23 protein-coding genes are annotated in these 25,245 nt (G+C 73.6%); 11 read left to right on the plus strand and 12 right to left on the minus strand.

Features of this window, described 5'->3' with window-relative positions; genetic code table 11:
* The 3 genes from IE271_RS27585 to tkt all read right to left on the minus strand — a co-directional run.
* The coding region (locus tag IE271_RS27585) for a glucose-6-phosphate dehydrogenase (RefSeq protein WP_229919595.1) at positions 1 to 1,122 on the minus strand (1,122 nt) is incomplete at its 3' end.
* Positions 1,123 to 1,124: 2 nt separating this feature from the next.
* Positions 1,125 to 2,270 (minus strand): transaldolase, encoded by a 1,146-nt coding sequence (gene tal, locus IE271_RS27590; RefSeq protein WP_190193159.1) that lies wholly within the window; start codon positions 2,268 to 2,270, stop codon positions 1,125 to 1,127.
* Between the two features lie 19 nt (positions 2,271 to 2,289).
* A complete protein-coding gene (gene tkt, locus IE271_RS27595) occupies positions 2,290 to 4,365 on the minus strand; it encodes a transketolase (protein WP_190193160.1) in 2,076 nt (691 codons plus the stop codon).
* 145 nt (positions 4,366 to 4,510) lie between these two features.
* Between tkt and IE271_RS27600 the strand changes: the two genes are divergently transcribed.
* Positions 4,511 to 5,419, plus strand: coding sequence for a helix-turn-helix domain-containing protein (locus IE271_RS27600; protein WP_190193161.1), 909 nt, complete (start codon positions 4,511 to 4,513; stop codon positions 5,417 to 5,419).
* A 242-nt stretch (positions 5,420 to 5,661) separates the two neighbouring features.
* Here the strand turns inward: IE271_RS27600 and IE271_RS27605 are convergent, their stop codons facing one another.
* Both IE271_RS27605 and IE271_RS27610 read right to left on the minus strand, forming a co-directional pair.
* Positions 5,662 to 7,047, minus strand: a complete 1,386-nt coding sequence (locus IE271_RS27605) for a glycoside hydrolase family 16 protein (RefSeq protein ID WP_190193162.1) — start codon at positions 7,045 to 7,047, stop codon at positions 5,662 to 5,664.
* Between the two features lie 207 nt (positions 7,048 to 7,254).
* Complete coding sequence (locus IE271_RS27610; RefSeq protein ID WP_190193163.1) at positions 7,255 to 8,037, minus strand: IclR family transcriptional regulator; 783 nt, start codon at positions 8,035 to 8,037, stop codon at positions 7,255 to 7,257.
* 279 nt (positions 8,038 to 8,316) lie between these two features.
* Between IE271_RS27610 and IE271_RS27615 the strand changes: the two genes are divergently transcribed.
* Positions 8,317 to 9,654 carry a 6-phospho-beta-glucosidase gene (locus tag IE271_RS27615; protein ID WP_190193164.1) on the plus strand — a complete coding sequence of 446 codons (1,338 nt, stop codon included), beginning with the start codon at positions 8,317 to 8,319 and terminating at the stop codon, positions 9,652 to 9,654.
* Between the two features lie 150 nt (positions 9,655 to 9,804).
* On the opposite strand, the gene IE271_RS27620 is transcribed toward IE271_RS27615, so the two are convergent.
* On the minus strand, positions 9,805 to 11,013 hold the full coding sequence (locus IE271_RS27620) for an ATP-grasp domain-containing protein (protein WP_190193165.1): 1,209 nt from the start codon (positions 11,011 to 11,013) through the stop codon (positions 9,805 to 9,807).
* A gap of 273 nt (positions 11,014 to 11,286) precedes the next feature.
* Between IE271_RS27620 and IE271_RS27625 the strand changes: the two genes are divergently transcribed.
* Complete coding sequence (locus tag IE271_RS27625; RefSeq protein WP_190193166.1) at positions 11,287 to 12,195, plus strand: metallophosphoesterase family protein; 909 nt, start codon at positions 11,287 to 11,289, stop codon at positions 12,193 to 12,195.
* Entirely contained in the window at positions 12,143 to 12,823 is a 681-nt protein-coding gene (locus IE271_RS27630) for a 4'-phosphopantetheinyl transferase family protein (RefSeq protein ID WP_190193167.1), read from the plus strand. The genes IE271_RS27625 and IE271_RS27630 overlap by 53 nt, the downstream gene beginning before the upstream one ends.
* Before the next feature lie 356 nt (positions 12,824 to 13,179).
* Here IE271_RS27630 and IE271_RS27635 read toward each other — a convergent pair whose 3' ends face one another.
* On the minus strand, positions 13,180 to 13,413 hold the full coding sequence (locus tag IE271_RS27635; RefSeq protein WP_190193168.1) for a hypothetical protein: 234 nt from the start codon (positions 13,411 to 13,413) through the stop codon (positions 13,180 to 13,182).
* A 318-nt stretch (positions 13,414 to 13,731) separates the two neighbouring features.
* On the opposite strand from IE271_RS27635, the gene IE271_RS27640 reads away from it, so the two are divergent.
* Positions 13,732 to 14,733: an alpha/beta fold hydrolase gene (locus IE271_RS27640; protein ID WP_373308849.1), complete on the plus strand. Its 1,002-nt coding sequence runs from the start codon at positions 13,732 to 13,734 to the stop codon at positions 14,731 to 14,733.
* Between the two features lie 37 nt (positions 14,734 to 14,770).
* On the opposite strand, the gene IE271_RS27645 is transcribed toward IE271_RS27640, so the two are convergent.
* The 3 genes from IE271_RS27645 to IE271_RS27655 form a co-directional block, all read right to left on the minus strand.
* Positions 14,771 to 15,982: an MAB_1171c family putative transporter gene (locus tag IE271_RS27645; RefSeq protein WP_190193228.1), complete on the minus strand. Its 1,212-nt coding sequence runs from the start codon at positions 15,980 to 15,982 to the stop codon at positions 14,771 to 14,773.
* A gap of 125 nt (positions 15,983 to 16,107) precedes the next feature.
* Positions 16,108 to 16,638, minus strand: a complete 531-nt coding sequence (locus IE271_RS27650; RefSeq protein WP_190193229.1) for a toxin-antitoxin system, toxin component — start codon at positions 16,636 to 16,638, stop codon at positions 16,108 to 16,110.
* 32 nt (positions 16,639 to 16,670) lie between these two features.
* Positions 16,671 to 17,330, minus strand: a complete 660-nt coding sequence (locus IE271_RS27655) for a helix-turn-helix domain-containing protein (RefSeq protein ID WP_190193170.1) — start codon at positions 17,328 to 17,330, stop codon at positions 16,671 to 16,673.
* 267 nt (positions 17,331 to 17,597) lie between these two features.
* On the opposite strand from IE271_RS27655, the gene IE271_RS27660 reads away from it, so the two are divergent.
* Positions 17,598 to 18,257, plus strand: coding sequence for an MmyB family transcriptional regulator (locus tag IE271_RS27660; protein ID WP_190193171.1), 660 nt, complete (start codon positions 17,598 to 17,600; stop codon positions 18,255 to 18,257).
* A 33-nt stretch (positions 18,258 to 18,290) separates the two neighbouring features.
* On the opposite strand, the gene IE271_RS27665 is transcribed toward IE271_RS27660, so the two are convergent.
* On the minus strand, positions 18,291 to 19,067 hold the full coding sequence (locus tag IE271_RS27665; protein ID WP_190193172.1) for a PDC sensor domain-containing protein: 777 nt from the start codon (positions 19,065 to 19,067) through the stop codon (positions 18,291 to 18,293).
* Entirely contained in the window at positions 19,015 to 19,827 is an 813-nt protein-coding gene (locus IE271_RS27670; RefSeq protein WP_190193230.1) for a FadR/GntR family transcriptional regulator, read from the minus strand. Before IE271_RS27670 ends, IE271_RS27665 begins: the two co-directional genes overlap by 53 nt.
* Positions 19,828 to 19,952: 125 nt before the next feature.
* On the opposite strand from IE271_RS27670, the gene IE271_RS27675 reads away from it, so the two are divergent.
* The 5 genes from IE271_RS27675 to IE271_RS27695 all read left to right on the plus strand — a co-directional run bounded on the left by IE271_RS27675 (position 19,953) and on the right by IE271_RS27695 (position 25,160).
* Entirely contained in the window at positions 19,953 to 20,999 is a 1,047-nt protein-coding gene (locus IE271_RS27675; protein WP_190193173.1) for an ABC transporter ATP-binding protein, read from the plus strand.
* Positions 21,000 to 21,083: 84 nt separating this feature from the next.
* On the plus strand, positions 21,084 to 22,289 hold the full coding sequence (locus tag IE271_RS27680) for an ABC transporter substrate-binding protein (protein ID WP_190193174.1): 1,206 nt from the start codon (positions 21,084 to 21,086) through the stop codon (positions 22,287 to 22,289).
* An 8-nt stretch (positions 22,290 to 22,297) separates the two neighbouring features.
* On the plus strand, positions 22,298 to 23,194 hold the full coding sequence (locus IE271_RS27685; RefSeq protein WP_190193175.1) for an ABC transporter permease: 897 nt from the start codon (positions 22,298 to 22,300) through the stop codon (positions 23,192 to 23,194).
* Between the two features lie 18 nt (positions 23,195 to 23,212).
* Positions 23,213 to 24,028, plus strand: coding sequence for an ABC transporter permease (locus IE271_RS27690; RefSeq protein ID WP_190193176.1), 816 nt, complete (start codon positions 23,213 to 23,215; stop codon positions 24,026 to 24,028).
* Between the two features lie 121 nt (positions 24,029 to 24,149).
* A complete protein-coding gene (locus tag IE271_RS27695) occupies positions 24,150 to 25,160 on the plus strand; it encodes a LacI family DNA-binding transcriptional regulator (RefSeq protein ID WP_190193177.1) in 1,011 nt (336 codons plus the stop codon).
* Positions 25,161 to 25,245: the final 85 nt, after the last annotated feature.

The following is a 25,245-nucleotide window of genomic DNA, read 5'->3' on the forward strand; positions in this document are numbered from 1 at the left end:
GATGCCGTCGTAGTAGCCGGCGCGGCCGCCGATGCCGATGTCCTCGGCCATGGTGATCTGCACGTGGTCCACGTAGGACCGGTTCCAGATCGGCTCGTACATCTGGTTGGCGAAGCGCAGCGCCAGGATGTTCTGGACCGTCTCCTTGCCCAGGTAGTGGTCGATCCGGAAGACCTGGTCCGGGTCGAACACCTCGTGCACGATCTTGTTCAGCTCGCGCGCGCTGGCCAGGTCGCGGCCGAAGGGCTTCTCGATGACCGCGCGTCGCCAGGACCCCTCGGAGGACTTGGCGAGCCCGTGCCGCTTGAGCTGCTGGACCACCTTGGGGAAGAACTTCGGCGGCACCGACAGGTAGAAGGCGTAGTTGCCGTTGGTGCCCCGGGAGGCGTCCAGCTCGTCGACGGCCTCGCGCAGCTGCTCGAAGGCGGCGTCGTCGTCGAAGTCGCCCGGGATGAACCGCATCCCCTCGGCGAGCTGCTGCCAGACCTCCTCACGGAACGGCGTACGGGCGTGCTCGCGCACCGCCTCGTGCACCACCTGCGCGAAGTCCTGGTCCTCCCACTCGCGGCGGGCGAAGCCGACCAGCGAGAAGCCTGGCGGCAGCAGACCGCGGTTGGCCAGGTCGTAGACCGCCGGCATCAGCTTCTTGCGGGACAGGTCGCCGGTGACACCGAAGATCACCAGACCGGAGGGGCCGGCGATGCGGGGCAGGCGGCGGTCGCGCGCGTCGCGCAGCGGGTTGTCCCAGTCGGGGCCGAGGGCGCCGGCGAGGGCCTGCTCGACGGAGAGCGACTCCTCGGCGGACTTCGGCAGCGTCTCGCCCTCCGCCCCGGCCGCGTCCGCCTCCTCGTCCGCGGCCCCGGCCGCCGCACGGTCGGAAGCCTCGGCCGTCAGCTCGCCGGCGGCCTCGACGGCCGCGCGCTCGCCCGCGGCGTCGGCTGTCTCCCGGTCGGTGGCCGGGTCCGCGGCCGGCTCCGCGGCCCCGGCCGCGTCGGCCTTCGCGGGCGTCACCGTGGAACCGGGGTCGGCGGCCGAGGCCCCGGCCCCGGCCGCCGTCGCCCCGGCGGACCCCTCCGTGGGCTCCCCGGCCGTGGCGGTGCTGTCCTGACGCTTCTTTCTCATGCTCATACGCCTTCGCCTCCCTTGGCGCGCAGCGACGTGGCGACCGCCTCCAGCAGGTCCTGCCAGGCGATCTCGAACTTCTCGACGCCCTCGTCCTCCAGCTGCCGCACGACCTCGTCGTAGGAGATCCCGAGCCGCTCGACGGCCGCGAGGTCCGCGCGGGCCTCCTCGTACCGGCCGGTGACCGTGTCGCCGGTGACCTCGCCGTGGTCGGCGACCGCGTCGAGCGTGCCCTGCGGCATCGTGTTGACGGTGCCCGGAGCGACCAGCTCGTCGACGTAGAGCGTGTCCTTGTACGCGGGGTCCTTGACGCCGGTCGAGGCCCACAGCGGGCGCTGGCGGTGGGCCCCCGCGTCCTTCAGCGCGGTCCACCGCTCGCCGGCGAAGACCTCCTCGTAGGCCTCGTAGGCGAGCCGCGCGTTGGCGAGCGCCGCCTTCCCCTTCAGGGCGAGGGCCTCGTCCGTGCCCACCTTCGCCAGCCGCTTGTCGATCTCGCTGTCGACGCGGGAGACGAAGAACGAGGCGACGGAGTGGATGCTGGACAGGTCCAGGCCGCGCTCCCTGGCCTTCTCCAGGCCGGCGAGGTAGGCGTCCATGACCGCGCGGTAGCGCTCCAGCGAGAAGATCAGCGTGACGTTGACGCTGATGCCGAGGCCGACGACCTCGGTGATCGCCGGGAGGCCCGCCTCGGTGGCCGGGATCTTGATCATGGCGTTCGGCCGGTTCACCAGCCAGGCCAGCTGCTTGGCCTCGGCGACGGTGGCCTCGGTGTCGTTCGCCAGACGGGGGTCGACCTCGATGGAGACCCGGCCGTCCCGGCCGCCTGTCGCGTCGTACACCGGGCGCAGGACGTCGGCGGCGTCCCGGACGTCGGCGGTGGTCATCATGCGGACGGCCTCGTCGACCGTCACACCGCGCACGGCCAGGTCGGCCAGCTGCTCCTCGTAGCCCTCACCGGAGCCGATGGCGGCCTGGAAGATCGAGGGGTTCGTGGTGACGCCCACCACGTGCCCCCTCTCGACCAGGTCGGCCAGGTCGCCGGAGGTCAGGCGCCTGCGCGACAGGTCGTCGAGCCAGACGGAGACGCCCTCGGCGGCGAGGCGCCTGAGTGCTCCCGCGGGTGCGGTCGCTTCGGTCACTGTGATCATCTTCTTTCGAGCGTTCGGATCAACCGCGCACGGCGGCCAGGGATTCCCGGGCTGCCGCGGCGACGTTCTCGGGGGTGAAGCCGTACCGGGCGAACAGCGTCCCGGCGTCGGCGGAAGCACCGAAGTGCTCCAGCGAGACGATGCGCCCTGCGTCACCGACGTACCGGTACCAGGTCAGACCGATCCCGGCCTCGACCGCCACGCGGGCCTTCACGGACGGCGGCAGAACACTTGCGCGATAGGCCTGCTCCTGCTCCTCGAACCACTCGACGGACGGCATGGACACGACCCGGGTGCCCACTCCCTCCGCCTCCAGACGTTCCCGCGCCTCGACGGCGAGGTGCACCTCGGAGCCGGTGGCGATGAGGATGACCTCGGGCGTCTCGGTCGAGGAGTCGCGCAGGACGTAGCCGCCGCGCGCGGCGTCCGGGTTCGCCGGGTAGGTCGGCACGCCCTGGCGGGTGAGGGCCAGGCCGTGCGGGGCGGGACGGGTCGCATGCCGCTTGAGGATCTCACCCCAGGCGATCGCGGTCTCGTTGGCGTCGGCCGGACGGACGACGTTCAGGCCGGGGATGGCGCGCAGGGAGGCCAGGTGCTCGACCGGCTGGTGGGTCGGGCCGTCCTCGCCCAGGCCGATGGAGTCGTGCGTCCAGACATAGGTGACGGGCAGCTGCATCAGCGCGGAGAGGCGGACGGCGTTGCGCATGTAGTCGGAGAACACCAGGAAGGTGCCGCCGTAGATGCGGGTGTTGCCGTGCAGGGCGATGCCGTTCATCTCCGCGGCCATGGAGTGCTCGCGGATGCCGAAGTGGATCGTGCGGCCGTACGGGTCCGCCTCGGGGAGCGGGTTGCCCTCCGGGAGGAACGACGACGTCTTGTCGATCGTGGTGTTGTTGGAGCCGGCCAGGTCGGCGGAGCCGCCCCACAGTTCGGGGATGACCGCGCCGAGCGCCTGGAGCACCTTGCCGGAGGCGGCGCGGGTGGCCAGCGAGGAGCCCTCCTCGAAGACCGGCAGGGCCTCCTCCCAGCCCTCGGGCAGCCGGCCGGCCACGATCCGGTCCAGCAGGGCGGAGCGCTCGGGCTGCGCGGCGCGCCACTCGGTGAGCCGCTTGTTCCAGGCGGCGTGCGCCTCGGCGCCCCGGTCCAGGGCCCGCCGGGTGTGGGCCAGCACCTCCGGCTCCACCTGGAAGGACTGCTCCGGGTCGAAGCCGAGGACGCGCTTGGTGGCCGCGATCTCCTCGGCGCCGAGGGCCGAGCCGTGGGACGCCTCGGTGTTCCGCGCGTTCGGGGCGGGCCAGGCGATGATCGTGCGCATCGCGACGATCGAGGGGCGCTCCGTCTCCGCGCGGGCCGCCTGCAGGGCCGCGTACAGGGCCCGCACGTCGATGTCGCCGTCGGCGGTGGGCTCGATGCGCTGGACGTGCCAGCCGTAGGCCTCGTAGCGCTTGAGGACGTCCTCGGAGAAGGCCGTCGCGGTGTCGCCCTCGATGGAGATGTGGTTGTCGTCGTAGACGAAGACGAGGTTGCCGAGCTTCTGGTGGCCGGCCAGTGAGGACGCCTCGGCGGAGATGCCCTCCTCCAGGTCGCCGTCGGAGACGATCGCCCAGATCATGTGGTCGAACGGCGAGGCGCCCTCGGGGGCGTCCGGGTCGAACAGGCCGCGCTCGTAGCGGGCGGCCATCGCCATGCCCACCGCGTTGGCGACGCCCTGGCCCAGCGGCCCGGTGGTGGTCTCGACGCCGGCGGTGTGCCCGTACTCGGGGTGGCCCGGCGTCTTCGAGCCCTGCGTGCGGAACGCCTTCAGGTCGTCCAGCTCCAGCTCGTAGCCGGACAGGAAGAGCTGGGTGTAGAGGGTCAGCGAGGTGTGGCCGGGGGAGAGGACGAAGCGGTCACGGCCGGTCCACTCGGGGTCCGCCGGGTCGTGCCGCATCACCTTCTGAAAGAGGGTGTAGGCGGCCGGGGCCAGGCTCATCGCGGTGCCGGGGTGGCCGTTGCCGACCTTCTGCACCGCGTCCGCGGCGAGGAGTCGGGCGGTGTCGACGGCACGCCGGTCAAGGTCGGTCCACTCCAGGTGGTCGTGTGTCTGCGCGCTCATCTTCAAGAAGTCCTCAGGAAGTATGGAGTAACTGCCGGAACGCCTTCAAACCTAAAAGTCTGACTTTTGCTGACCAAGGTCATCGTGTGCCAGGCTTCGGTGAATCTGGGACACGGGGTCGCGGACGAGCAGGTACGAGACGGACATGACGGGCGAAGCGAGCTACGAGGGCAGGGCCGACGGCGGGACCGACGGCGGGATCAGGACCTTCCCGTTCGACGCGAGCGCGAGCGTCTGCGGGGTGGGCATGCAGATCGGCCCCATGGGGTCCGACCGCGCCTGGCACGCGGACGCCGTCCGGCGGCGCGTGCACCGCATCGACTTCCACCTGGTGCTGCTCTTCACCGGCGGCCCGGTGACCCACATGGTCGACTTCGCCGAGTACGAGGCGCGGGCGGGCAGCCTGCTGTGGGTCCGCCCCGGCCAGGTGCACCGCTTCTCGCCCTCCGACGCCTACGCGGGCACGGCGCTCACCATGCAGCCGGGCTTCCTGCCCCGGGCCACCGTCGAGGCCGCCGGCCTGTACCGCTACGACCTGCCGCCGCTGCTGACCCCCGGCCCGGCGCAGCTCACCGGGCTCCAGGACTCCCTCGACCAGCTCGGGCGCGAGTACGAGGACACCGAGACGCTGCCGCTCAGCCTGCACACGGCGGTGCTGCGGCACACCCTGACGGCGTTCCTGCTGCGGCTCGCGCACCTGGCCGCCCGGTCCGCCGAGCCGGGGCAGGGGCAGGCGGACAGCACCTTCACACGGTTCCGTGAGGCGGTCGAGCGGGGCTTCCCCACCAACCACAGCGTCAGCGCGTACGCCGACGCGCTCGGCTACTCCCGGCGCACCCTGGTCCGCGCGGTGCGCGCCGCCACCGGGCAGACGCCCAAGGGGTTCATCGACCGCCGCGTGATCCTGGAGGCCAAGCGGCTGCTGGCCCACACGGACATGCCGATCGGCCGCATCGGGGTGGCGGTGGGCTTCCCCGACGCGGCCAACTTCTCCAAGTACTTCCACCAGCACACGGGCGCCACGCCGGTGGCCTTCCGGGCCGAACTGCGCTGAGGCCCGCCGCTCGGAAAGCGGCGGGCCCGGACGGTGAACGCCCGGCGGGCCGCCCGCGGTGACGCGGACGGCCCGCCGGGTCGTGGTGGCCCGGCCCGGCCGGACCGCGCGGCGTCCCCCGGGGAAGGGGGCCGGGCGCGGGAGGCGCTCCGCCCGGCCACGGGGTGCCGGCGGACCGGCCGGGGAGTGCCGGTGCCGGCTGCCGTGCGGCCCGGCCGCCGCGTCCGGGCGGCCGGAGCGGGTCAGCGGCCGAAGGTGAACCAGTTGACGTTCACGAAGTCGGCCGGCTGGCCGCTGGTGAAGGTCAGGTAGACGTCGTGGGTGCCGGTGACGTCGGAGATGTTCGCCGGGACCGTCCGCCACGACTGCCAGCCGCCGGTGTTGCCCACCGCGAAGCTGCCGATCGGCGTGCTGGTGCGGCTGTCCAGGCGCACCTCGACCAGGCCGCTGACGCCGCTCGCCGCGCCGCTGGCCACCCGGGCGCTGAACTGCTTCGCCGCCGTGGAGCCGAAGTTCACACCCTTGTACAGGGCCCAGTCGCCGTTGGCGAGGGCGCCGATGTTCTGGCCGCCGCCGGAGTCGGTGGTGGACTCGGTCAGCGTGCCGCTCTGCTGGTCGAAGGACTCGGCCTGGACGGTGCCGTAGGCGTCGCGGTTGCCGGTGGGCGGCGGGGTCGTGCCGCCGCCGGAGGACTGCAGGACCTGGACGTAGTCGACCACCATCGAGTGGCCCGGCACGGTGTTGCCGTCGGGGCCGCCGCCGAAGGCGTCCACGAAGCCGCCGCCCATCGCCACGTTCAGGATGACGAAGTAGCCGTGGTTCGTGGCGTTCGCCCACGTGGTGGCGTCGACCTGGTTGGCGCGCACCGTGTGGTAGTTGCGGCCGTCGAGGTAGAAGCGGATCTCCTCCACGCTCGTGGACCTGTCCCACTCCATCGCGTACGTGTGGAACCCGGCCTGGCACGTGGTGCCCTGGCAGGTGGTGGAGGAGCCGATGCCGGAGGTCTCGTTGCACGGGCCGCCCGGGCTCGTGCCGCAGTGCATCGTGGCGTGGACGGTGTTGAGGCCGTTGGCGTTCTCCATGATGTCGAGCTCGCCGACGCTCGGCCAGTTCCAGTAGTTGCCCCGGTAGGGGGAGCCCAGGGCCCAGAACGCCGGCCAGTAGCCGCGGGCCGCGGTGCCCGTCACGTTCGGCAGCTGGATGCGGGACTCGATGCGCAGCTTGCCCCCGGAGGGCGGCTGGAAGTCGGTGCGGCGGGTCTCGATGCGGCCCGACGTCCAGTTGCCCGCGGCGTCCCGGCGCGGCGTGATGCGGAGGTTGCCGTTGCCGTCGAGCGACACGTTGTTCGTGCTCGACGTCATCGTCTCGATCTCGCCGGTGCCCCAGTTGGCGGCTCCGCCGGGGTAACCGGTGCCGGTCGCGTACTGCCAATTGTTCGTGTTGACGCCGGTGCCGGCGGTGCCGTTGAAGTCGTCGACGAAGACCTGCGACCAGCCCGAGGGGGGAGTGGGGGCGGACGCGCCGGCGGGCGTGGCGGCCGTGGCCGCGGTGGCCGCCAGGCTCAGGGCGCCGAGCACGGCGACGAGCGCGCGTCTGAGCGGGCGGCGTCTGCCGGAGGTTTCACGCATGGGGTGCCTCTTCTGGGTGGGGAGAGGGGTGAGAGGAACACGGGTGTCGTGCACGCGGCCGGGAACGCTTTCTGAGAGCGCTCTCAGGCTGCGCCGACAATGTGCTCTCTGGCACTCCGGCCGTCAAGAGGTAAAGCCGAGAAAGTCCTTGCGCTCCGGAGGAGTTCACGGGGTGAAAGGGGCATGGAGGGGTGAACTCGGCCGGGCCTACGGCTCCTGTGGCGGGTCGGTGTCCGTGTCGGGGTCGCGCGGCTGCCAGCCGAGTGCGCGTGATATGCCGCGGGCCGCCAGCCGGACCGCCGGGACCAGCGCCGGGGTGCGGGCCGTGGGGTACGGCACCACGACCGAGACCGCCGCGACCACCGCGCCCGCGGGACCGCGGACGGGCGCGGCCACCGACAGCGCGTCGTCCGTCACCTGACGGCGGCTCACCGCCACGCCGGTGCGCCGCACCTCGGCCAGCGTCCGGCGCAGCACGGCCGGGTCGGTGACCGTGTGCGCGGTGAACGCCGCGAGCGGCCGGGCGCAGTAGGCGTCCTGGACGGCCGGCACCTCGTGGGCGAGGAGGGCCAGGCCCACCCCGGTGGCGTGCAGCGGCCAGCGGGCGCCCACCTGGATGCGGACGCCGACCGCCGACCGCCCGGAGATCCACTCGGTGTAGACCACCTCCGGGCCGTCGCGCACGGCCAGCTGGACGTTCTCGTGCGTCGCCTCGTACAGGTCCTCCAGGTACGGCAGCGCGGCCTGGCGCAGCCCGAGGCCGCGCGGGGCGAGCGCCGCGACCTCCCACAGCCGCAGCCCCACGTGGTACGCGCCGGACGCGTCGCGCTCCAGCGCGCCCCAGCCCGCGAGCGCGCCGACGAGCCGGTGGGCGGTGGTGAGGGACAGCCCGGCGCGGCGGCTGATCTCCGTGAGCGACAGCGCCGGGTGGTCGTGGTCGAAGGCGGCGAGCACGGCGAGCAGCCGGTCGGCCGCGGAGGGGCCGGTCACCGGACCGGCCCGGATGCGGAGCCGGTCCCGGTCCGTGGGGTCCGGGCGGTCCTGGTCTGCGCGGCGTGCGGCCGGCGGGCGATGGCGTACCCCCTGGTGTCGGCCCCGGCGGGGCGGCGGTCGGTCCGGTGCGGCACCCAGGATGGCCCGAGACCGGCCGTCCCGACCCCGCCGTGCGGGCCGGAGTCCACACCGCCGGGCCGCCGTACGTGCTGGTGGTGACGGGCGCCGGGGTGATACCGGTAGAAGCAGTTCCGGACCGGGAAGGCGGTTGTGCGCGTGAGGCTGACGATTCTGGGCGGTGGCGGGTTCCGGGTGCCGCTGGTGTACGGGGCGCTGCTCGGGGACCGCGCGGCGGGCCGCGTCACCCACGTCGTCCTGCACGACCTGGACGCGGACCGGCTCACGGCCGTCTCCCGGGTGCTGGCCGAGCAGGCGGCGGACGTGCCCGACGCGCCGGAGGTGACCGCGACCACCGACCTCGACGAGGCCCTGCGCGGCGCCGACTTCGTCTTCTCCGCGATCCGCGTCGGCGGCCTCGAGGGGCGCGCGGCGGACGAGCGGGTGGCGCTCGCCGAGGGCGTGCTCGGCCAGGAGACCGTGGGCGCGGGCGGCATCGCGTACGGCCTGCGCACCGTGCCGGTCGCCGACGACATCGCGCGGCGCGTGGCCCGGCTCGCCCCCGACGCCTGGGTCATCAACTTCACCAACCCGGCCGGCCTGGTCACCGAGGCCATGTCCCGCCACCTGGGCGACCGGGTGATCGGCATCTGCGACTCGCCGGTGGGCCTGGGCCGCCGCGTCGCCCGCGTCCTGGGCGCCGACCCGCGCGAGGCGTGGATCGACTACGTCGGCCTCAACCACCTCGGCTGGGTGCGCGGCCTGCGCGTCGACGGCCGCGACGAACTCCCGCGCCTGCTGGCCGACCCGCGGCTGCTCGGCTCCTTCGAGGAGGGCAGGCTGTTCGGCCCCGACTGGCTGCGGGCGCTGGGCATGATCCCCAACGAGTACCTGCACTACTACTACTTCAACCGCGAGACCGTGCGCGCCTACCAGGAGGCGGAGCGGACCCGCGGCGCCTTCCTGCGCGACCAGCAGGCGCGGTTCTACGCACAGGCGGTGCGGCCCGGCACGTCCGCGCTCGCGGCCTGGGAGTCCACCCGCGCCGAGCGCGAGGCGACGTACATGTCCGAGAACCGGGACACGGCCGGCGCGGGCGAGCGCGAGGCCGACGACCTCTCCGGCGGCTACGAGAAGGTGGCGCTCGCCCTGATGCGGGCCGTCGCCCGCGACGAGCGCACCACCCTGATCCTCAACGTCCGCAACGGCCGCACCCTGGCCGCGCTCGACGCGGACGCCGTGATCGAGGTGCCCTGCCTCGTCGACGCAGGCGGCGCGCACCCCGTGGCCGCCGACCCGCTGCCGGACCACGCCACCGGACTGGTCTGCTCGGTCAAGGCCGTGGAGCGCGAGGTGCTGGCCGCCGCCGCGTCCGGCTCCCGCGCGACGGCCGTCAAGGCCTTCGCCCTGCACCCGCTCGTCGACTCCGTGGGCGTCGCCCGCCGCCTCGTCGACGGCTACACGGCGGCGCATCCGGGGCTGGCCTATTTGAGGTAGCGGACCGTCCGAGGCACAGGTTTCCCATCGGGCCGGGCCGGGCGCAGCCGGTCGGGCACGCGGACCCGGAGGCCGCCCCTGCGCCCTGCCTGGCGGAACCGGCGGGGGCGTGGGGTCGCTAGACGCCCACCGGCCCGGGCGGCCCCCGGGTCAGACCGCCAGCGGCCGGTCCGCCGCGGGCTGCGGCCGCACGGCGAGTCCGGCCGCGGCGGCCGGAGCGGCCGGAGCGGCCGGAGCGGCCGGAGCAGTCGTGGCGGCCGGAGCGGTCGCAGCCGCGGGGCCGGGCACGGGGGCCGGCTCCGCCGGGGCGTCCGTGCGCTGCTGCTGGGGCAGGGAGACCGGCCGCACCGGACGCGGCCCGGCGACCACCGCGTAGTCCTGGCCGAGGAACGGCGGCACCACGTCGCCCGGGTCCTCGCCGAGCGCCAGCCGGACCGCCGCCCAGGGAGCGTTGATCCCGCACAGGGACAGCTGGTGCAGCCCGCCGGCCGGGCGCGTGTTGACGTCGAGCAGCACCGGCTCACCGCCGTGCACGCGGAACTGGATGTTGGAGAGGTGGTGCAGCCCGAAGTTCTCCGCGATCAGCCGGGCCGGCTCGATCCAGCGGGGATGGAGCGTGAAGCCGCGCCGCCGCCCGTTCTTCGTCCGGCCCACGGCCATCCGCACCCGCCCGTCCGTCCCGGTCAGGCAGTCGACGGACACCTCGGGCTCCGTCAGCAGCGGCATCACCAGCCAGTCGACCGGCTCCTCGGTGCGCCGCAGGGCGTCGAGCACCAGGTCCAGCGGCACGTACGGGCTCGGGAACCCGCCCAGGTGCAGCAGTGAGAAGGGGGAGCGGGTGACGATGCGGAAGCCCATGCCGCCCGCGCCCGTCGCCGGCTTGAAGCACGCCTTGTGCCCGGCCGCCTCCAGCGCGTCGACGGCGGCGAGAAGCTCCTCGGCCGACCGCACCCGCGACCACGGCGGCACCGGCACGCCGAGCGCCCGGACCGCCTCGTACGCGGTCACCTTGTCCTGGAAGGTGGCCACGGCCCGCGCGGACGGCGCCAGCAGCGCCGTGCCGACGGCCGCGAACTCCTCGCGGTGCTCCACCAGCGCCGCCTGGTGCAGCACCGGCACGAACACGTCGATGCCCCGCCGGGCGCACTGGTCCAGGGCGTACTCGACGTACGCGGCGGTGGACAGGCCCTCCGGCTCCATGGCGGCGGTGTCGGCGGCGGCGAGGACGGGGGAGTCCGGGTCGCCGTGGGTGGCGTGGATCTCGACGGGACGGCCCTGCGGATTACTTCGCAGCTGATCCATGAAGAACACGTTCTCCGCGTACGTGCGGTTGAGCCAGACGCGTACGCGAGAGACCATGCAGGCCGCCTTTCGGGGTTCGCGGGCAGGGCGAAGCAGGCCGTGCCCGGCCGGGGAGTAGGGAGGTACACCAAACCGCCGTTCGGAAACGGGAGTTCGTGAGCGGTCGTGTGAGGCCGATCATAGGGGTTTCCGGGGCACGGTGCTGCTACACCCGTGTTACGGATCCGGGCAGACGGTGGTCCGGCCGGGCGCGCGCCCCGCCGGGAGGCTCCTGTACGGTCGTCCGGAGCGTGTTCTTGTGTACGTGTCAGGATTCGTGGAGGGGGCGGCGTGGAGTCGACGGCTGACCGGTCCGGCCGGCTGCTGGCCATCAGCGATCTGCACATCGGGTACGCCGAGAACCGTGCCCTCGTCGAGGCGATGCGCCCGGAGACCGACGACGACTGGCTGCTGGTGGCCGGCGACGTCTCGGAGATCTCCACCGACATCCGCTGGGCGCTCAAGACCCTCGCGGGCCGCTTCCGCAAGGTCGTCTGGGCTCCCGGCAACCACGAGCTGTGGACCCACCCCTCGGACCCCGTGACGCTGCGCGGCGTCGCCCGCTACGAGCACCTGGTCGGGATGTGCCGCGAGCTGGGCGTGGTGACCCCCGAGGACCCGTACCCCGTGTGGGAGGGGCCCGGCGGGCCCGTCGCGGTCGCCCCCCTCTTCCTGCTCTACGACTACTCGTTCCTGCCGAAGGGCTGCGCCACCAAGGAGGAGGGGCTGGCCTACGCGCACGGGACGGGCGTCGTCTGCACCGACGAGCACCTGCTGCACCCCGATCCGTACCCGAGCCGCGAGGACTGGTGCGCGGCGCGGGTCGCGGAGACCGCGCGCAGGCTGGACGCGCTGCCGGACGACCTGCCGACGGTGCTGGTCAACCACTATCCGCTGGACCGGCACCCCACCGACGTCCTGTGGTACCCCGAGTTCGCGATGTGGTGCGGCACCACGGCCACCGCGGACTGGCACCGCAGGTACCGCGCCGCCGCCATGGTCTACGGGCACCTGCACATCCCCCGCAGCACCCGGCTCGACGGCGTCCCCTTCGAAGAGGTCTCCGTGGGATACCCCCGCGAGTGGCGCAAGCGCACGCAACCGCCGGGCCGGCTGCGCCGCATTCTGCCGATGGAGGTCGGATCCAGTGATCGAGGAACTGCTCCCGGACTCGGTCGTGGCCGTGGAGGCGCACGGTGACGAGCCCGTCGCGGGCACGACGCTGTACCCCGAGGAGGAGGCGCTGATCGCCCGGGCGGTGGAGAAGCGGCGCCGGGAGTTCACCGTCGTCCGCGGCTGCGCGCGCCGCGCCATGGAGAAGCTGGGCGTGCCCCCGCACCCCGTCGTGTCCGGGGAGCGCGGCGCCCCGCAATGGCCGGACGGCGTGATCGGCAGCATGACGCACTGCGAGGGCTACGGCGCCGCGGCGCTCGCCCGCGCCGCCGACCTCGCCTCCCTCGGCATCGACGCCGAGCTCCATCTGCAGTTGCCGCAGGACGTGCTCCCCGCGGTGTCGCTGCCCGCGGAGCGGCGGCGGCTGGAGGACCTCGCCCTGGACCGTCCCGCCGTCCACTGGGACCGGCTCCTGTTCAGCGCGAAGGAGTCCGTCTACAAGGCGTGGTTCCCGCTCACCCGCAAGTGGCTGGACTTCTCCGAGGCGGACATCGAGCTGTTCACCGACCCGGAGGACCCGTCCTCCGGCCGGCTGCGCGCCCGGCTGCTGGTGCCGGGCCCGGTGGTCGGCGGCCACCGCCGCGACCACTTCGACGGCCGCTGGACCGTACGCGACGGCCTGCTGGCCACGGCGGTGACGGTGCCGCACGCCTGAGGACGGCCGGGCGGCCGGACGCCGCCGTCCGTCCTGGTGCGGACGATGCAGGTCGTCCTGATGAGGGCGCCGCCGTCCGTCCTGGTGCGGACGGCGCCGGCCGCGCGACGCCCGGGGCGCCGTCCTCGTGCCGGCGGCGGTGAGGACGCCCGCCGGACGGTGCGGGCGGCTGCGCAAGCGCGCGACGCCCGCCGCCGGGCCGTGCCGCCGCCGGACGCGACCCCGGCGGGCGGGGCGGGCACGGACGGCGGACGAGACCCGGCGGGCGGGACGGGCGCGGGTGGTGGACGGCCGGCGTCCGCCACGCCACCCCGGGGCCCGTCCGCGGGCGCGTCCGCCGCGTCGGTCCGCCGTCCTCAGCCGGGGCCGGGATACCAGGCGTGCAGCAGTCTGAAGAAGGCATCCTCATTGCCCTCCAGGCCCGCGGCGGCCAGGGCCTGCTCCGCCTCGGCCAGGGCGGAGGGCGGCACCATCACCGGCGGCCGGCCGCTGTCGGGCGGGCCGTCCAGCGCGGCCCGCACCGTGTGCAACAGGCGCAGGTACGCCTGCACGGCCGTGCGTTCGCTGTCGGTCAGTACGGCGGTCGGCATCGGACGGCTCTCCCTGTCGTCTTCGTCGTCTTCTCCGGCCTCACGGCCTGTCTCGCCCCGCGGCCGTTCCCCCGAGGTACCGGCCGCCCCGCGCACGGAGCCGGGGCGCACCGACCAGCTTGCCGTCCGCCACTGACAATCCCCCCTGACCAGCTTGTGGGCACCCGGCCCACGGCGGAAGGATTCCGGCGACATCCCAAGGGGGACATGCGTTTTAAGCTGGAAGAACGGGCTGGGGGCCGCCCTCGGGCGGCCGGGCGGACGGGAGGGACCCCGGTGGCCCACGTTCCACGGCAGCGTCCGCGGCGCAGCTTCCGGCTGCGCCCGGTGGGCGACAGCGAGCTGCGGCTGCACCACCGCGTCGTGCACGGTTACCGCCGCGCCTACCGCATGGCCGGCCAGGGCCCTCCGCTCGTCCTCATCCACGGCATCGGCGACTCCTCCGCCACCTGGGCCGAGCTCATCCCCGACCTGGCCCGCACCCACACCGTGGTCGCCCCGGACCTGCTGGGCCACGGCGCCTCGGACAAGCCGCGGGCCGACTACTCGGTGGCCGCGTACGCCAACGGCCTGCGCGACCTGCTGACGACCCTGGACATCGAGCAGGCCACGCTCGTCGGGCACTCGCTGGGCGGCGGCGTCGCCATGCAGTTCGCGTACCAGTTCCCCGAGCGCACCGAGCGGCTCGTCCTGGTCAGCGCGGGCGGCGTGGGCCGCGAGGTGAACCCGGTGCTGCGCACGGTCTCCCTGCCCGGCGCCCACCTGATGCTGTCCGCCCTGCAGCTGCCGGGCATGCGCCTGTACGTGGGGCTGTTCGCGCACCTGATGCGGCTGCTGGACACCGACCTGGGGCAGGACGCCTCGGAACTGCTGACCCTCGTGGACGCGCTGCCCGACGCGACCTCCCGCAGCGCCTTCATCCGCACCCTGCGGGCCGTGGTCGACTGGCGGGGGCAGGTGGTCACCATGCTCGACCGCTGCTACCTGACCGAGGGCATGCCCACGATGCTCATCTGGGGCGACCGCGACGGCGTGGTGCCCGTGCGGCACGCCTACGGGGCGCACGAGGCGATGCCCGGCAGCCGGCTGGAGATCTTCGAGGGGGCGGGGCACTTCCCGTTCCACAGCGACCCGGCCCGCTTCCTGTCCCTCGTCCAGGACTTCACCGGCACCACGAGCCCGGCCGACTGGAGCCGCGAGCGCTGGCGCGAGCTGCTGCTGGCCGGCCGTCCGGGCAGCGCGGCGGGACAGCCCGACACGCCCCTGGCCCGCGCGGTCGAGCGCGAGCTGCAGGAGGCGAGCGAGCGCAGCGCCACCTGACCCCGCACGGCCGTACCGGCGCGCCGGGCGCCCGGGCTCAGCGGGGAGCGCGCTCGGGGACGCCGCTCCCCGGCCTGGCCGCGGACCGCCCCCGTACGGCCGCGACGACGGGGGAGCGGCGCAGGGCGAGGGAGATGCGGACGAGGTCACGGGGGCCGTCGGCGAGGCCCGGGGGAGCGTCGGCCGCCTCCGCCGAGCCGGCGACGCGGCCCTCGGGGTCGGCGGTCCTGGCCCGCAGGGCCGCCACGACCATCGCCGCGTCGGCCTCCGCCCGCGCCCGGTCCGCGCCGGAGCCCGCCGCGAGGGCCGCCGCGCGGGCGGCCGCGCGCACCCCGGCGTCGAAGTACGGGTACAGCGCGAGCATGCCGTCGTGGATCTGCGCCTCCCGGTGGACGACCCGCAGCCCGGCCGGTGTCCACCAGGACATCCGCACCGCCCGGTCCCGGTGCGCGGACACCGGCCGCAGCTCCCGCCACAGCGGGCCGAGCCTGTGGTACGCCGACCGGGCCGCCCAGCCGTCCGCGAGGCGCGGTCCCGCCAGGGGCAGGGCGAAGCCGACCGCGCTGACCTGCGCCCCGACCGACGCCAGGACGGGCGCGGCGCAGCTGCTCAGGGCGTCCAGGTCGCCGCCGTACCAGCGGGCGGCCACGGCCGCGGAGCGGGCCGCCAGCGAGGCGAGGACGCACACGTGGCCGACCACGACGACCGTCAGCCCCGCGCGCAGCCAGCCGCGCACCCGGCGGGCCCAGCGCCGGCAGAGGTGGATCATCGCGACGACCGCGACGGCCAGCGCCACCAGGTGGAGCACGATCATCTCGCGGAGGTACGGCGCGGTGGCGTAGTACGTGTCCAGGTCGCGGGGCCCCTCCGCCGGGGCGTCGCCGAGCAGGAACAGCACCACGATGCCCGTGATCACCGCGCCGTGGCCGAGGACCAGCCGGCGGGTGGTGCGCCGCAGGGCCCGGGGCGTGCCGCCGCGCCAGTGCGCGAGGAGGACCAGGCAGGCGGCGCCGCAGGCGTTCAGCAGGCACGAGGCCAGCACCGCGGAGGCGTTGGCGGTGCCGGTGAGCCGGTCCACCGCGGCGGCCGCCGTCGGGGCCGAGCACAGGAAGGCCGCCCCGGACAGGGCGATCAGCGCGCACACCGGACGCACCAGGGGATCGCGCCAGTCGCGCAGCAGCGCGGGCAGCCTGAGGGCGAGCGCGCCGGCCATCGCGGCCGCGGGCAGGTAGGAGAGGGAGCCGTCCATGTCGTCGGTGCCGCCGGCCTCGTCGTTCCCGTCGCTCCCGGTGCGCCGCCGGGGCCGCCGCGGACGTCGTGCCGCGCGGTCCGCGCTCCGGGGGCCGGGGGCGGCGGTGCGCACCGGCCGCGTCGTCAGCCGCACGGCGCCCCGTGGCCCAGGGAGGCCGCGATCCGGCCCGCCACGTCGTCCCGCGGGACGGGCCCGCGCCGCCCCGGTCCGGCCAGCCAGCCGCGGCATCTGCTGGCGAGCAGCAGCCCGAAGCACTCGGCCTCCTTCTCCTCGGCCAGGTCGAAGCGGGTGCGCGCGGCCACCTTCAGGACCGTCGCCCGCAGGTCGGCGGAGTCCGACAGCAGCCGGGCGGCCACCGCCGCGCCCGGCACGTGGTGGGCGCAGTGCCCGGTCCTCATGTGCCACAGCTCGTGGCCCAGTATCACCAACTGGTGCTCGGGGGCGGTGCGCTCCTCAATGACCACGAGGTCCTGGTCCGCCATGTCCAGCCACAGACCGCTGGCGGTGCCCGGCGGGAAGACGGCCGTGCGGTGCCGCACGGGGCGCCCGCGCCGCCCGCTCATGCCCTCGCACAGGGCGGTGTACAGGTCGGCGGGGCGCGCGGGGGCGGGGAGCGACAGTCCGCCGACCAGCTCGCCGCACAGCCGGCGCATGTCCCTCCCGATGCCCATGTCCCTCCCGCGGATCACGACGACTCGGGCCGCCTGACGCTCTCCAGCAGCATGTCCAGCCATTCCGCGACCTTGTCGCGGTGCTGGTCGGTCGGTAACTGCGCGGCGCGCCAGGCGATGCCCCGTACGCCGTGGTCCTGCAGCAGCCGCTCGAACGGGTCGGCCTCGGCCGGTCCCGACCGCCGCTCGCGGCCGGCGAGCTGCTGGAGCAGGTCCTGCTCGATCCGCTGCAGGGCGCCGGCCAGCGCCTCGGGGTCCTCGGCCGTCAGGAACCCGGCGTGCACCCGGAAGAAGCGCTGCAGGGCGTCGCAGTGCTCCATGGTGGGGCGCCGGTCGCCGTTGATGAGGGCGCCCGCCTGCTGGCGGGACATGCCCGCGCCGTCCGCCATCTCCTGCTGCGTGTAGCGCCGGCCGTTGGGTTTCAGGCGGGTGCGCCGCAGCAGGTCCAGGCGCTGCAGGAAGCGGGCCTGCAGATCCGGCTCGCCGGCCGGACGCCCGCTCAGCAGTGCCTTGACCACGGGCTCCGGCACGCCCGACGCGGCGGAGAGGCGCCGCACGTCGAACACCTCGCTGTGCGGCGCGCCGAGCCGGTCGGCGAGGGCGGCGACACGGGCCACGACCGCCGGCAGCAGACCCGTCGACGTGGCGCCCGGAACCTCGAAGCCTTCCGTCACCGACAGATCTCCTACATCTCTTCCGGACCGGTGTGAACAGGTCCGCGACCATGGGGTTGTGACGCCCCGTGAGGGCGGGAATGTGCAGAGTGAGCTGCCCGGGAGACTAGCCGTATGTTCGAACCCGCATCCAGGTCTCGCCACAACTGTGGCGAATTCAGGCCGTCAACAGGCGTCAAATGCCACGATAGTTGACATGACTGCGAGCGGGATAGCAGGATCACCACGCCGCGTAAAGGCCGCACAGGCAAGAGGGGTGACCTCCCGATGGCACATCAGGCAGGAGGGCAGCGCCCCCGGCAGCGCCCCGTCCCCGAGAGCCCCGAGACGCGGGCCTATCTGGAGGACTACGCCGCGCTCCTGGAGGCCGTCGCCTTCCCGTCCGTCGTCCTCGACCACCGCTGGGACGTCGTCCTGGCCAACGGCGCGTTCCGGTCACTTTTCCGGGGGGTCGGCCCGCACCCGACCGCCATGCCCGGCGACAACTTCCTGCGGTTCGTCCTCTTCCACCCGGACGCCGGCACGGTCCTCGACGAGCACGAGTCGAGCTGGTGCCTGCCGATGCTGGCGCACCTCGCGGACGCCGTGGAGCGGCACGGCCAGGACGGCGGCCTGCAGTCCATCGTGCGCGACGTCGCCCAGGACCCGATCATGCACGCCGCGTTCCGGCACGGGCTGCCGCACTGGATCCGCGCGGTCGGCCCGGACGCCGTGGAGCACGACGGCGCGGTGCGCCCGCTGCTGCACCCCGACCCCCGCTGGGGGCGCACGGACTGCCGGATCGTCAACGAGACGCCCAAGGCCCTGCAGAACCTCGGCTACACCCGCCTGACGCTGGTGCTGCGCGAGCCCCGCCGGCCGCGCCCGCTGCGCCGCAGACGCCGCACGGCGGGCCACCTCAGCGTGGTGCCCGCCGTGGAGGCGTGAGCCGCTCCCGAAGCCTCCGGGCTCCTCCGGTTCTCAAGGCTCCGCGACGACCAGGACGAGCGGGAGGCCGTCGCACGGCACGAGACGCCGCCCGGCCTCGCTGACCGGCCGCCGGCGCGCCAGGGACGCCGCGGGGCGGGGCTCCTTGGCGAGGGAGCCCGCGAGGTGCCCCGGGTCGGTGGAGGCCGTGACCCGGCCCCGGGCGTTGACCAGGTACGCCGGTCCCGGCAGGCGCTGCAGGAGCGGGAGCACGGCGGCCTCGAAGTGGCGCAGGTAGACGTCGGCGGCGGCGACCCCCGCGAAGCGCCCGGCGACGGTGACCGGGGCGGACAGGGTCAGGCTGTACTCGTCGGAGCAGAGGTAGTCCACGTACGGTCCGGCGACCGTCCGCTCACCGGTGTCGCGGGGCAGCGCGAACCACTCCCAGTGCGTGTAGTCCGAGTAGGCCGACCGCTGCGGGTCCAGGTCGAGCAGCAGCGGCTGCACCTCGCCCGCGGAGTCCGACTGCCACCACTCCAGCCACGCCGGGACGTCGTCCAGCAGGCCGGGCCGCGCCACGAACCCCGCCCCGGACACCAGCGGGCAGCGGGCCAGGCGCAGATGGAGGCCGGGCCTCAGGGCGGCCAGGTCGGCCGAGACGGGGCGGCGGCCCCCGGCGGTGACGCGCGACAGCAGGGCCGTCGCGTCCGCGCGGGTCTGCGCGACGGCGTCGAAGACGGCCTCGAGGACGCAGCGGACCCCGGCCGCGACACCCGTCTCAGGGGTCGCGTCGAGAGTCGCCGTGCCGACGGGGCCGGAGCTGCTCCTCATGGGTGCCCTCCAGCGGACGGGGACCGGATGCCGTGCCCGGCAGTGCGAGGCGCAGGGCGATGAGCCGCGCCGTGGACTCCTGCACGCACCGCTCGGCCAGCTCCCTGGCCGAGTCGGAGGCCCCATCCTGCACCGCCGAGATCACGGAGCGGTGACGCTCGGCGACTTCTTCACGGTATGCGTCCTGTGCGAGCACGAGGCACAGCAGGGCGCCGATCTCCGTCTGCAGGCCCACCTGCTCGCGGGTGAGCCGCGCGGACTGGGCCGCGGCCGCCAGCTCCACGTGGAACCTGCCGTACATCCGGCTGCGTGCCGCCGCGTCGTCCGCGTGCGCCAACTCGTCGAGCGTACGCCGAAGTTGAAGCAGATCCTCCGGCTCCGTACGCTGGGCCGCGAGCCGCGCGGCCGCACCCGAGACGGCCGCCCAGTGATCGCCCAGGTCCCGCAGCTCCTCGGTGCTCCAGCCGGCGAGCCGGGCCTGGAGGCGCTCCGTGCCGGGAAGTTCGGGGAGGGAGACGAAACTGCCCCCGCCACGCCCTCTGCGGGTGATGACCAGGCCCTGCTGACGCAGGGCCATGAGCGCCTCCCGCAGGGTCACGGTGGACACGCCGAGCTGGCCCGCCAGCTCGCTCTCGCCGGGCAGCTGCTCCCCGTCGGCGAGCAGTCCCAGCTCGATGGCGTCGCCCAGCCTGCGGACGACGGCCTCCACCCGGGCGCGGTTGTCCACCGGGGTGAAGACCGCCCTCCGCGCTCCGCCCATGCCTTGCTTCACGGCCACCACCTTGTGCGTTGACTCAACCTTTACCTTAAGGGGGACTTGAGCTTTGAACTATGACTTCATATCTTTTCATTCAACGTTCGAGAGCGTCAGAAAGGTTCCCGCCCATGGAGGCACCAGCGGTCCGGCTCCAGGGCCTGCGGAAGTCGTTCGGTGAGACGACCGCCGTGTCCGGGGTCGACCTGGAGATCGGCGACGGGGAGTTCTTCTCGATGCTCGGCCCGTCCGGCTCGGGCAAGACGACGGTCCTGCGGATGATCGCCGGTTTCGAGACCCCCACCGCGGGCCGCATCGAGCTGGCCGGGCAGGAGGTCACCGGCCTCGCCCCCTTCGAGCGGGACGTCCACACCGTGTTCCAGGACTACGCGCTCTTCCCGCACATGACCGTCGAGCAGAACGTCGCCTACGGACTCAAGATCCGCAAGGTGCCCCGGGCACAGCGCCGCGCCCGGGCCCGCGAGGCGCTGGCCGGCGTCCGCCTGGAGAAGTTCGCCGACCGCCGGCCCGCGCAGCTCTCCGGCGGCCAGCGCCAGCGCGTCGCCCTCGCCCGCGCCCTCGTCGGCCGCCCCCGCCTGCTCCTGCTCGACGAACCCCTCGGCGCCCTCGACCTCAAGCTGCGCGAGCAGATGCAGGTCGAGCTGAAGGCGATCCAGCGCGAGGTCGGCATCACCTTCGTCTTCGTCACCCACGACCAGGAGGAGGCGCTGACGATGAGCGACCGCATAGCGGTCTTCAACGAGGGCCGCATCGAGCAGGTCGGCACCCCGGCCGAGGTCTACGAGAAGCCGGCGACCCCGTTCGTCGCGGGCTTCGTCGGCACCTCCAACCTCCTCACCCACGAGGCCGCGCAGCGGATCGTCGGCCGCCCCGGCGTCTACAGCGTCCGGCCGGAGAAGATCCACGTGCTCACCGGCGGCGCCGCGGTCACCCCCGCCGCGGAGCCGGACCGCATCACCGCCGACGGCACCGTGGCCGAGGTCGTCTACCTGGGGGACGCCACCCGTTTCCTGGTCGACCTCGACGCCGGAGGGCGCCTCACCGCCCTCCAGCAGAACCTGGAGACCTCCTCCGAGGACGTCGCCGCACTGCGCGGCGCCCGCGTCAGGCTCCAGTGGCAGCAGCGGCACACCTTCCGGGTGCCGGACGCCGTCTGAACCACCCGCAGCACCCCGGGCCGCGGGCGGCGACCGCCGCCGGCGCCCCGCCCATCCCCCCTTCCCAGCCCCCTGGAGATCTCCGTGCGTCTCAACAGGTCAGTCAAGGCCGCCGTCGCCGTCGGCGCCCTGCTGCTGGTCACCGCCTGCGGCTCGTCCGACGACGAGGGCGGCTCCCCGTCCGCGCAGTCCGGGCTCAACCCGCCGGACCTCAAGGCCCAGTCGAAGCTCGGCAGGACCGAGGGCCAGGTCAACCTCATCAACTGGGCCGGCTACGTCGAGGACGGCTCCAACGACCCGAAGGTGGACTGGGTCAGCGACTTCGAGAAGGAGACCGGCTGCCAGGTCAACTCCAAGGTGGCGGCCAGCTCCGACGAGATGGTCAAGCTGATGAAGACCGGCCAGTACGACGCGGTCTCCGCCTCCGGCGACGCCTCCCTGCGCCTCATAGCCTCCGGCGACGCCGCCCCGGTCAACACCGACCTGGTGCCCAACTACAAGGACGTCTTCGGCGGCCTGAAGAACCAGGAGTGGAACTCCGTCGACGGCACCGCGTACGGCATCCCGCACGGCCGCGGCGCCAACCTGCTCATGTACAACACCGAGAAGGTCAAGCCCGCCCCGGACTCCTGGTCCGTGGTCTTCGACGGCGCCTCGAAGTACAAGGGCAAGGTCACCGCGTACGACTCCCCGATCTACATCGCCGACGCGGCCCTCTACCTCAAGGCGACCCGGCCCGACCTGAAGATCGAGAACCCGTACGCGCTCGACCAGAAGCAGTTCGACGCGGCCGTGGACCTGCTGAAGAAGCAGAACGAGAACGTCGGCGAGTACTGGGGCGACTACCTCAAGGAGGTCTCCGCCTTCAAGAGCGGCGACTCCGTGGTCGGCACCACCTGGCAGGTCATCGCCAACCTGGCGGAGGACGAGGGCGCGAAGGTCGAGGCGGTCGTCCCCAAGGAGGGCTCCACCGGCTGGTCCGACACCTGGATGCTGTCCGCCAAGGCCAAGCACCCCAACTGCGCCTACAAGTGGATGGACTGGATCATCTCCCCCAAGGCCAACGCCCAGGTCGCCGAGTACTTCGGCGAGGCGCCGGCCAACTCCAAGGCGTGTGACCTGACCAGCGTCAAGGACTGGTGCGAGACCTACCACGCGGCCGACGAGGACTACTGGAAGAACACCGCGTTCTGGAACACGCCGATCGAGCAGTGCCTCGACGGCCGCACCGACACCAAGTGCGTGCCCTACGCCAAGTGGGTCCAGGCCTGGACCGAGATCAAGGGCTGACCGGCCCGATGACGCCGTCGCACACCGTGCGGACCGCCGGACGCTCCCGCGTCCGGCGGCTCGCCGGGGCCCTGCACCGCCGCCCGCGGCTGCGGCTGTCCCTGCTCCTGACCGCGCCCCTGCTGTGGCTGGCCGTGCTCTACCTGGGCTCGCTGGCCGTGCTGTTCGTCTCCGCCTTCTGGACCACGAACTCCTTCACCTCCGAGGTCGTCAAGGTCTGGTCGACGGACAACTTCGAGGCGCTGTTCACCACGCCGGTCTTCCGGCAGGTGATCTGGCGCAGCATCGGCGTGGCGCTCGCGGTCACCGCGCTGTGCGCCGTGATCGCCCTCCCGATCGCCTTCTACACGGCCCGGGTCGCCCGGCCCCGGTGGCGCCCGCTCCTCGTGGTCGCGATCCTCACCCCGCTGTGGGCCAGCTACCTGGTCAAGGTGTACGCGTGGCGGCTGATCCTCTCCGAGGGCGGCCTCGCCGACTGGCTGCTGGCGCCCCTCGGGCTCGACGGCCCCGGCTACGGGCTCACCGCCGCGGTCGTCACCCTGACGTACCTGTGGCTGCCGTACATGATCCTGCCGATCCACACGGCGCTGGAGCAGCTGCCCGACAACCTGCTCGACGCCTCCGCCGACCTGGGCGCGCGGCCCGGGCGGACCCTGCGCTCGGTGGTGCTCCCGGTGGTGCTGCCCTCCGTGGCGGCGGGCTCGGTGTTCACCTTCTCGCTCAGCCTCGGCGACTACATCACCGTGCAGATCGTGGGCGGCAAGACCCAGCTCATCGGCAACCTCGTGTACTCCAACATCGAGCTGAACCTGCCGATGGCCGCCGCGCTCGGCACCGTGCCCGTCGTGGTCATCGTGGTGTACCTGCTCGCGATGCGCCGCACCGGCGCCCTCAGCAGCCTCTAGTCCGGGGAGACCTCCGCCATGCACCTCTCCCGTCCCGCGCGTGTCGCGCTGCGCGTCGCCGCCTGCCTGGGCTTCGCGGTCGTCTACGTCCCGCTGGCGCTCGTCCTGCTCAACTCCTTCAGCACCGACCGCAGCGCGAGCTGGCCGCCCGACGGCCTGACCCTGCACTGGTGGTCGGTGGCCTGGGACAACGCCGGCGCCCGGTCGGCGCTGTGGGTGTCGGTCAAGGCCGGCCTCGGCGCCACCGCCGTCGCCGTGGTGCTCGGCACCCTGATCGCGTTCGCCGTGGCGCGGCACCGCTTCTTCGGCCGCGACACCGTCTCCTTCGTGGTCGTGCTGCCGATCGCGCTGCCCGGCATCGTCACCGGCATCGCGCTCAACTCCGCGTTCAGCACGGTCCTGGAGCCGCTCGGGATCGGCCTCGGCATGTTCACCGTGGTCGTCGGCCACGCCACCTTCTGCATCGTCGTGGTCTTCAACAACGTCGTGGCCCGGCTGCGCCGCACCTCCGGCAGTTACGAGGAGGCGGCGATGGACCTGGGCGCGCACACCTTCCGGGCGTTCGTGGACGTCACCTTCCCGATGGTGCGCTCCTCGCTGCTGGCGGGCGCGCTGCTCGCCTTCGCGCTCTCCTTCGACGAGATCGTGGTGACCACCTTCACGGCCGGTCCGGGCGTCGAGACCCTGCCCATCTGGATCTTCAACAACATGACCAGGCCGCAGCAGGCGCCCGTCGTCAACGTGCTGGCGGCCGTCCTGGTCCTGCTGTCCGTGATCCCCATCTACATCGCCCAGCGGCTGTCCGCGGACACGGCGGCGTCGAGCCGGGTCTGATCCGGCACCGGGGCGACGCCCCGGACGCGGGCGCGTGCGTTGAAGGGGCGGCTCCCCGGGAGCCGCCCCTTCAACGCACGGTACGCAAGCCGTTTGCAAAGCTTGCGCTATTCTTGCGCGCATGACGCGACGACTTGCTCAGGTGGCCCGGAAGGTCGGAGTCAGCGAGGCCACGGTCAGCCGGGTGCTCAACGGCAAGCCCGGGGTCTCGGAGGCCACCCGGCAGGCGGTGCTCTCCGCGCTCGACGTCCTCGGCTACGAGCGGCCCACACAGCTGCGCGGCGAGCGCGCCCGGCTCGTCGGCCTGGTCCTGCCCGAGCTGCAGAACCCGATCTTCCCGGCGTTCGCCGAGGTCATCGGCGGCGCGCTGGCCCAGCTCGGACTCACCCCCGTGCTGTGCACGCAGACCAAGGGCGGCGTCTCCGAGGCCGACTACGTGGACCTGCTCCTCCAGCAGCAGGTGTCCGGGGTGGTGTTCGCCGGCGGCCTGTACGCCCAGGCCGACGCCCCGCACGAGCACTACCGGCGGCTCGCCGCGCGCAACATCCCGGTCGTGCTGGTCAACGCGGCCATAGAACACCTCGGCTTCCCGGGCGTCTCCTGCGACGACACCGTCGCGGTCGAGCAGGGCTGGCGCCACCTCGCCTCCCTCGGTCACGAGCGCATCGGCCTCGTCCTGGGCCCCGGCGACCACGTCCCCTCCCACCGCAAGCTCGCCGCCGCCCGCGCGCTGGCCGCCGCGAGCGGCGCCGAGCTGCCCGAGGAGCACGTCGCACGGGCGATGTTCTCCCTGGAGGGGGGCCAGGCCGCCGCCTCCCGGCTCCTGGACCGCGGCGTCACCGGCTTCCTGTGCGCCAGCGACCCGCTCGCGCTGGGCGCCGTACGGGCCGCGCGCCGCAAGGGGCTCGCCGTGCCCGCGCAGGTGTCGGTCGTGGGGTACGACGACTCGGCGTTCATGAACTGCACCGAGCCCCCGCTGACCACCGTCCGCCAGCCCATCGAGGCCATGGGGCGCGCCGCCGTGGAGATGCTGAACGCGCAGATCGGCGGCCAGTCCGTACCGGCCGAGGAGCTCCTGTTCGAGCCGGAGCTCGTGGTGCGCGGCTCGACCGCGCAGGCCCCCCGCGCCTGACGGCCGAACGGCGGGCACAGAGAATCATCCGCCTGTCGAATAATTACAGAGTTCGCGCGACATCTTGCGGTCAGATATTGACAGT

This window comes from Streptomyces minutiscleroticus (assembly GCF_014650875.1).
Lineage (GTDB): Bacteria > Actinomycetota > Actinomycetes > Streptomycetales > Streptomycetaceae > Streptomyces > Streptomyces minutiscleroticus.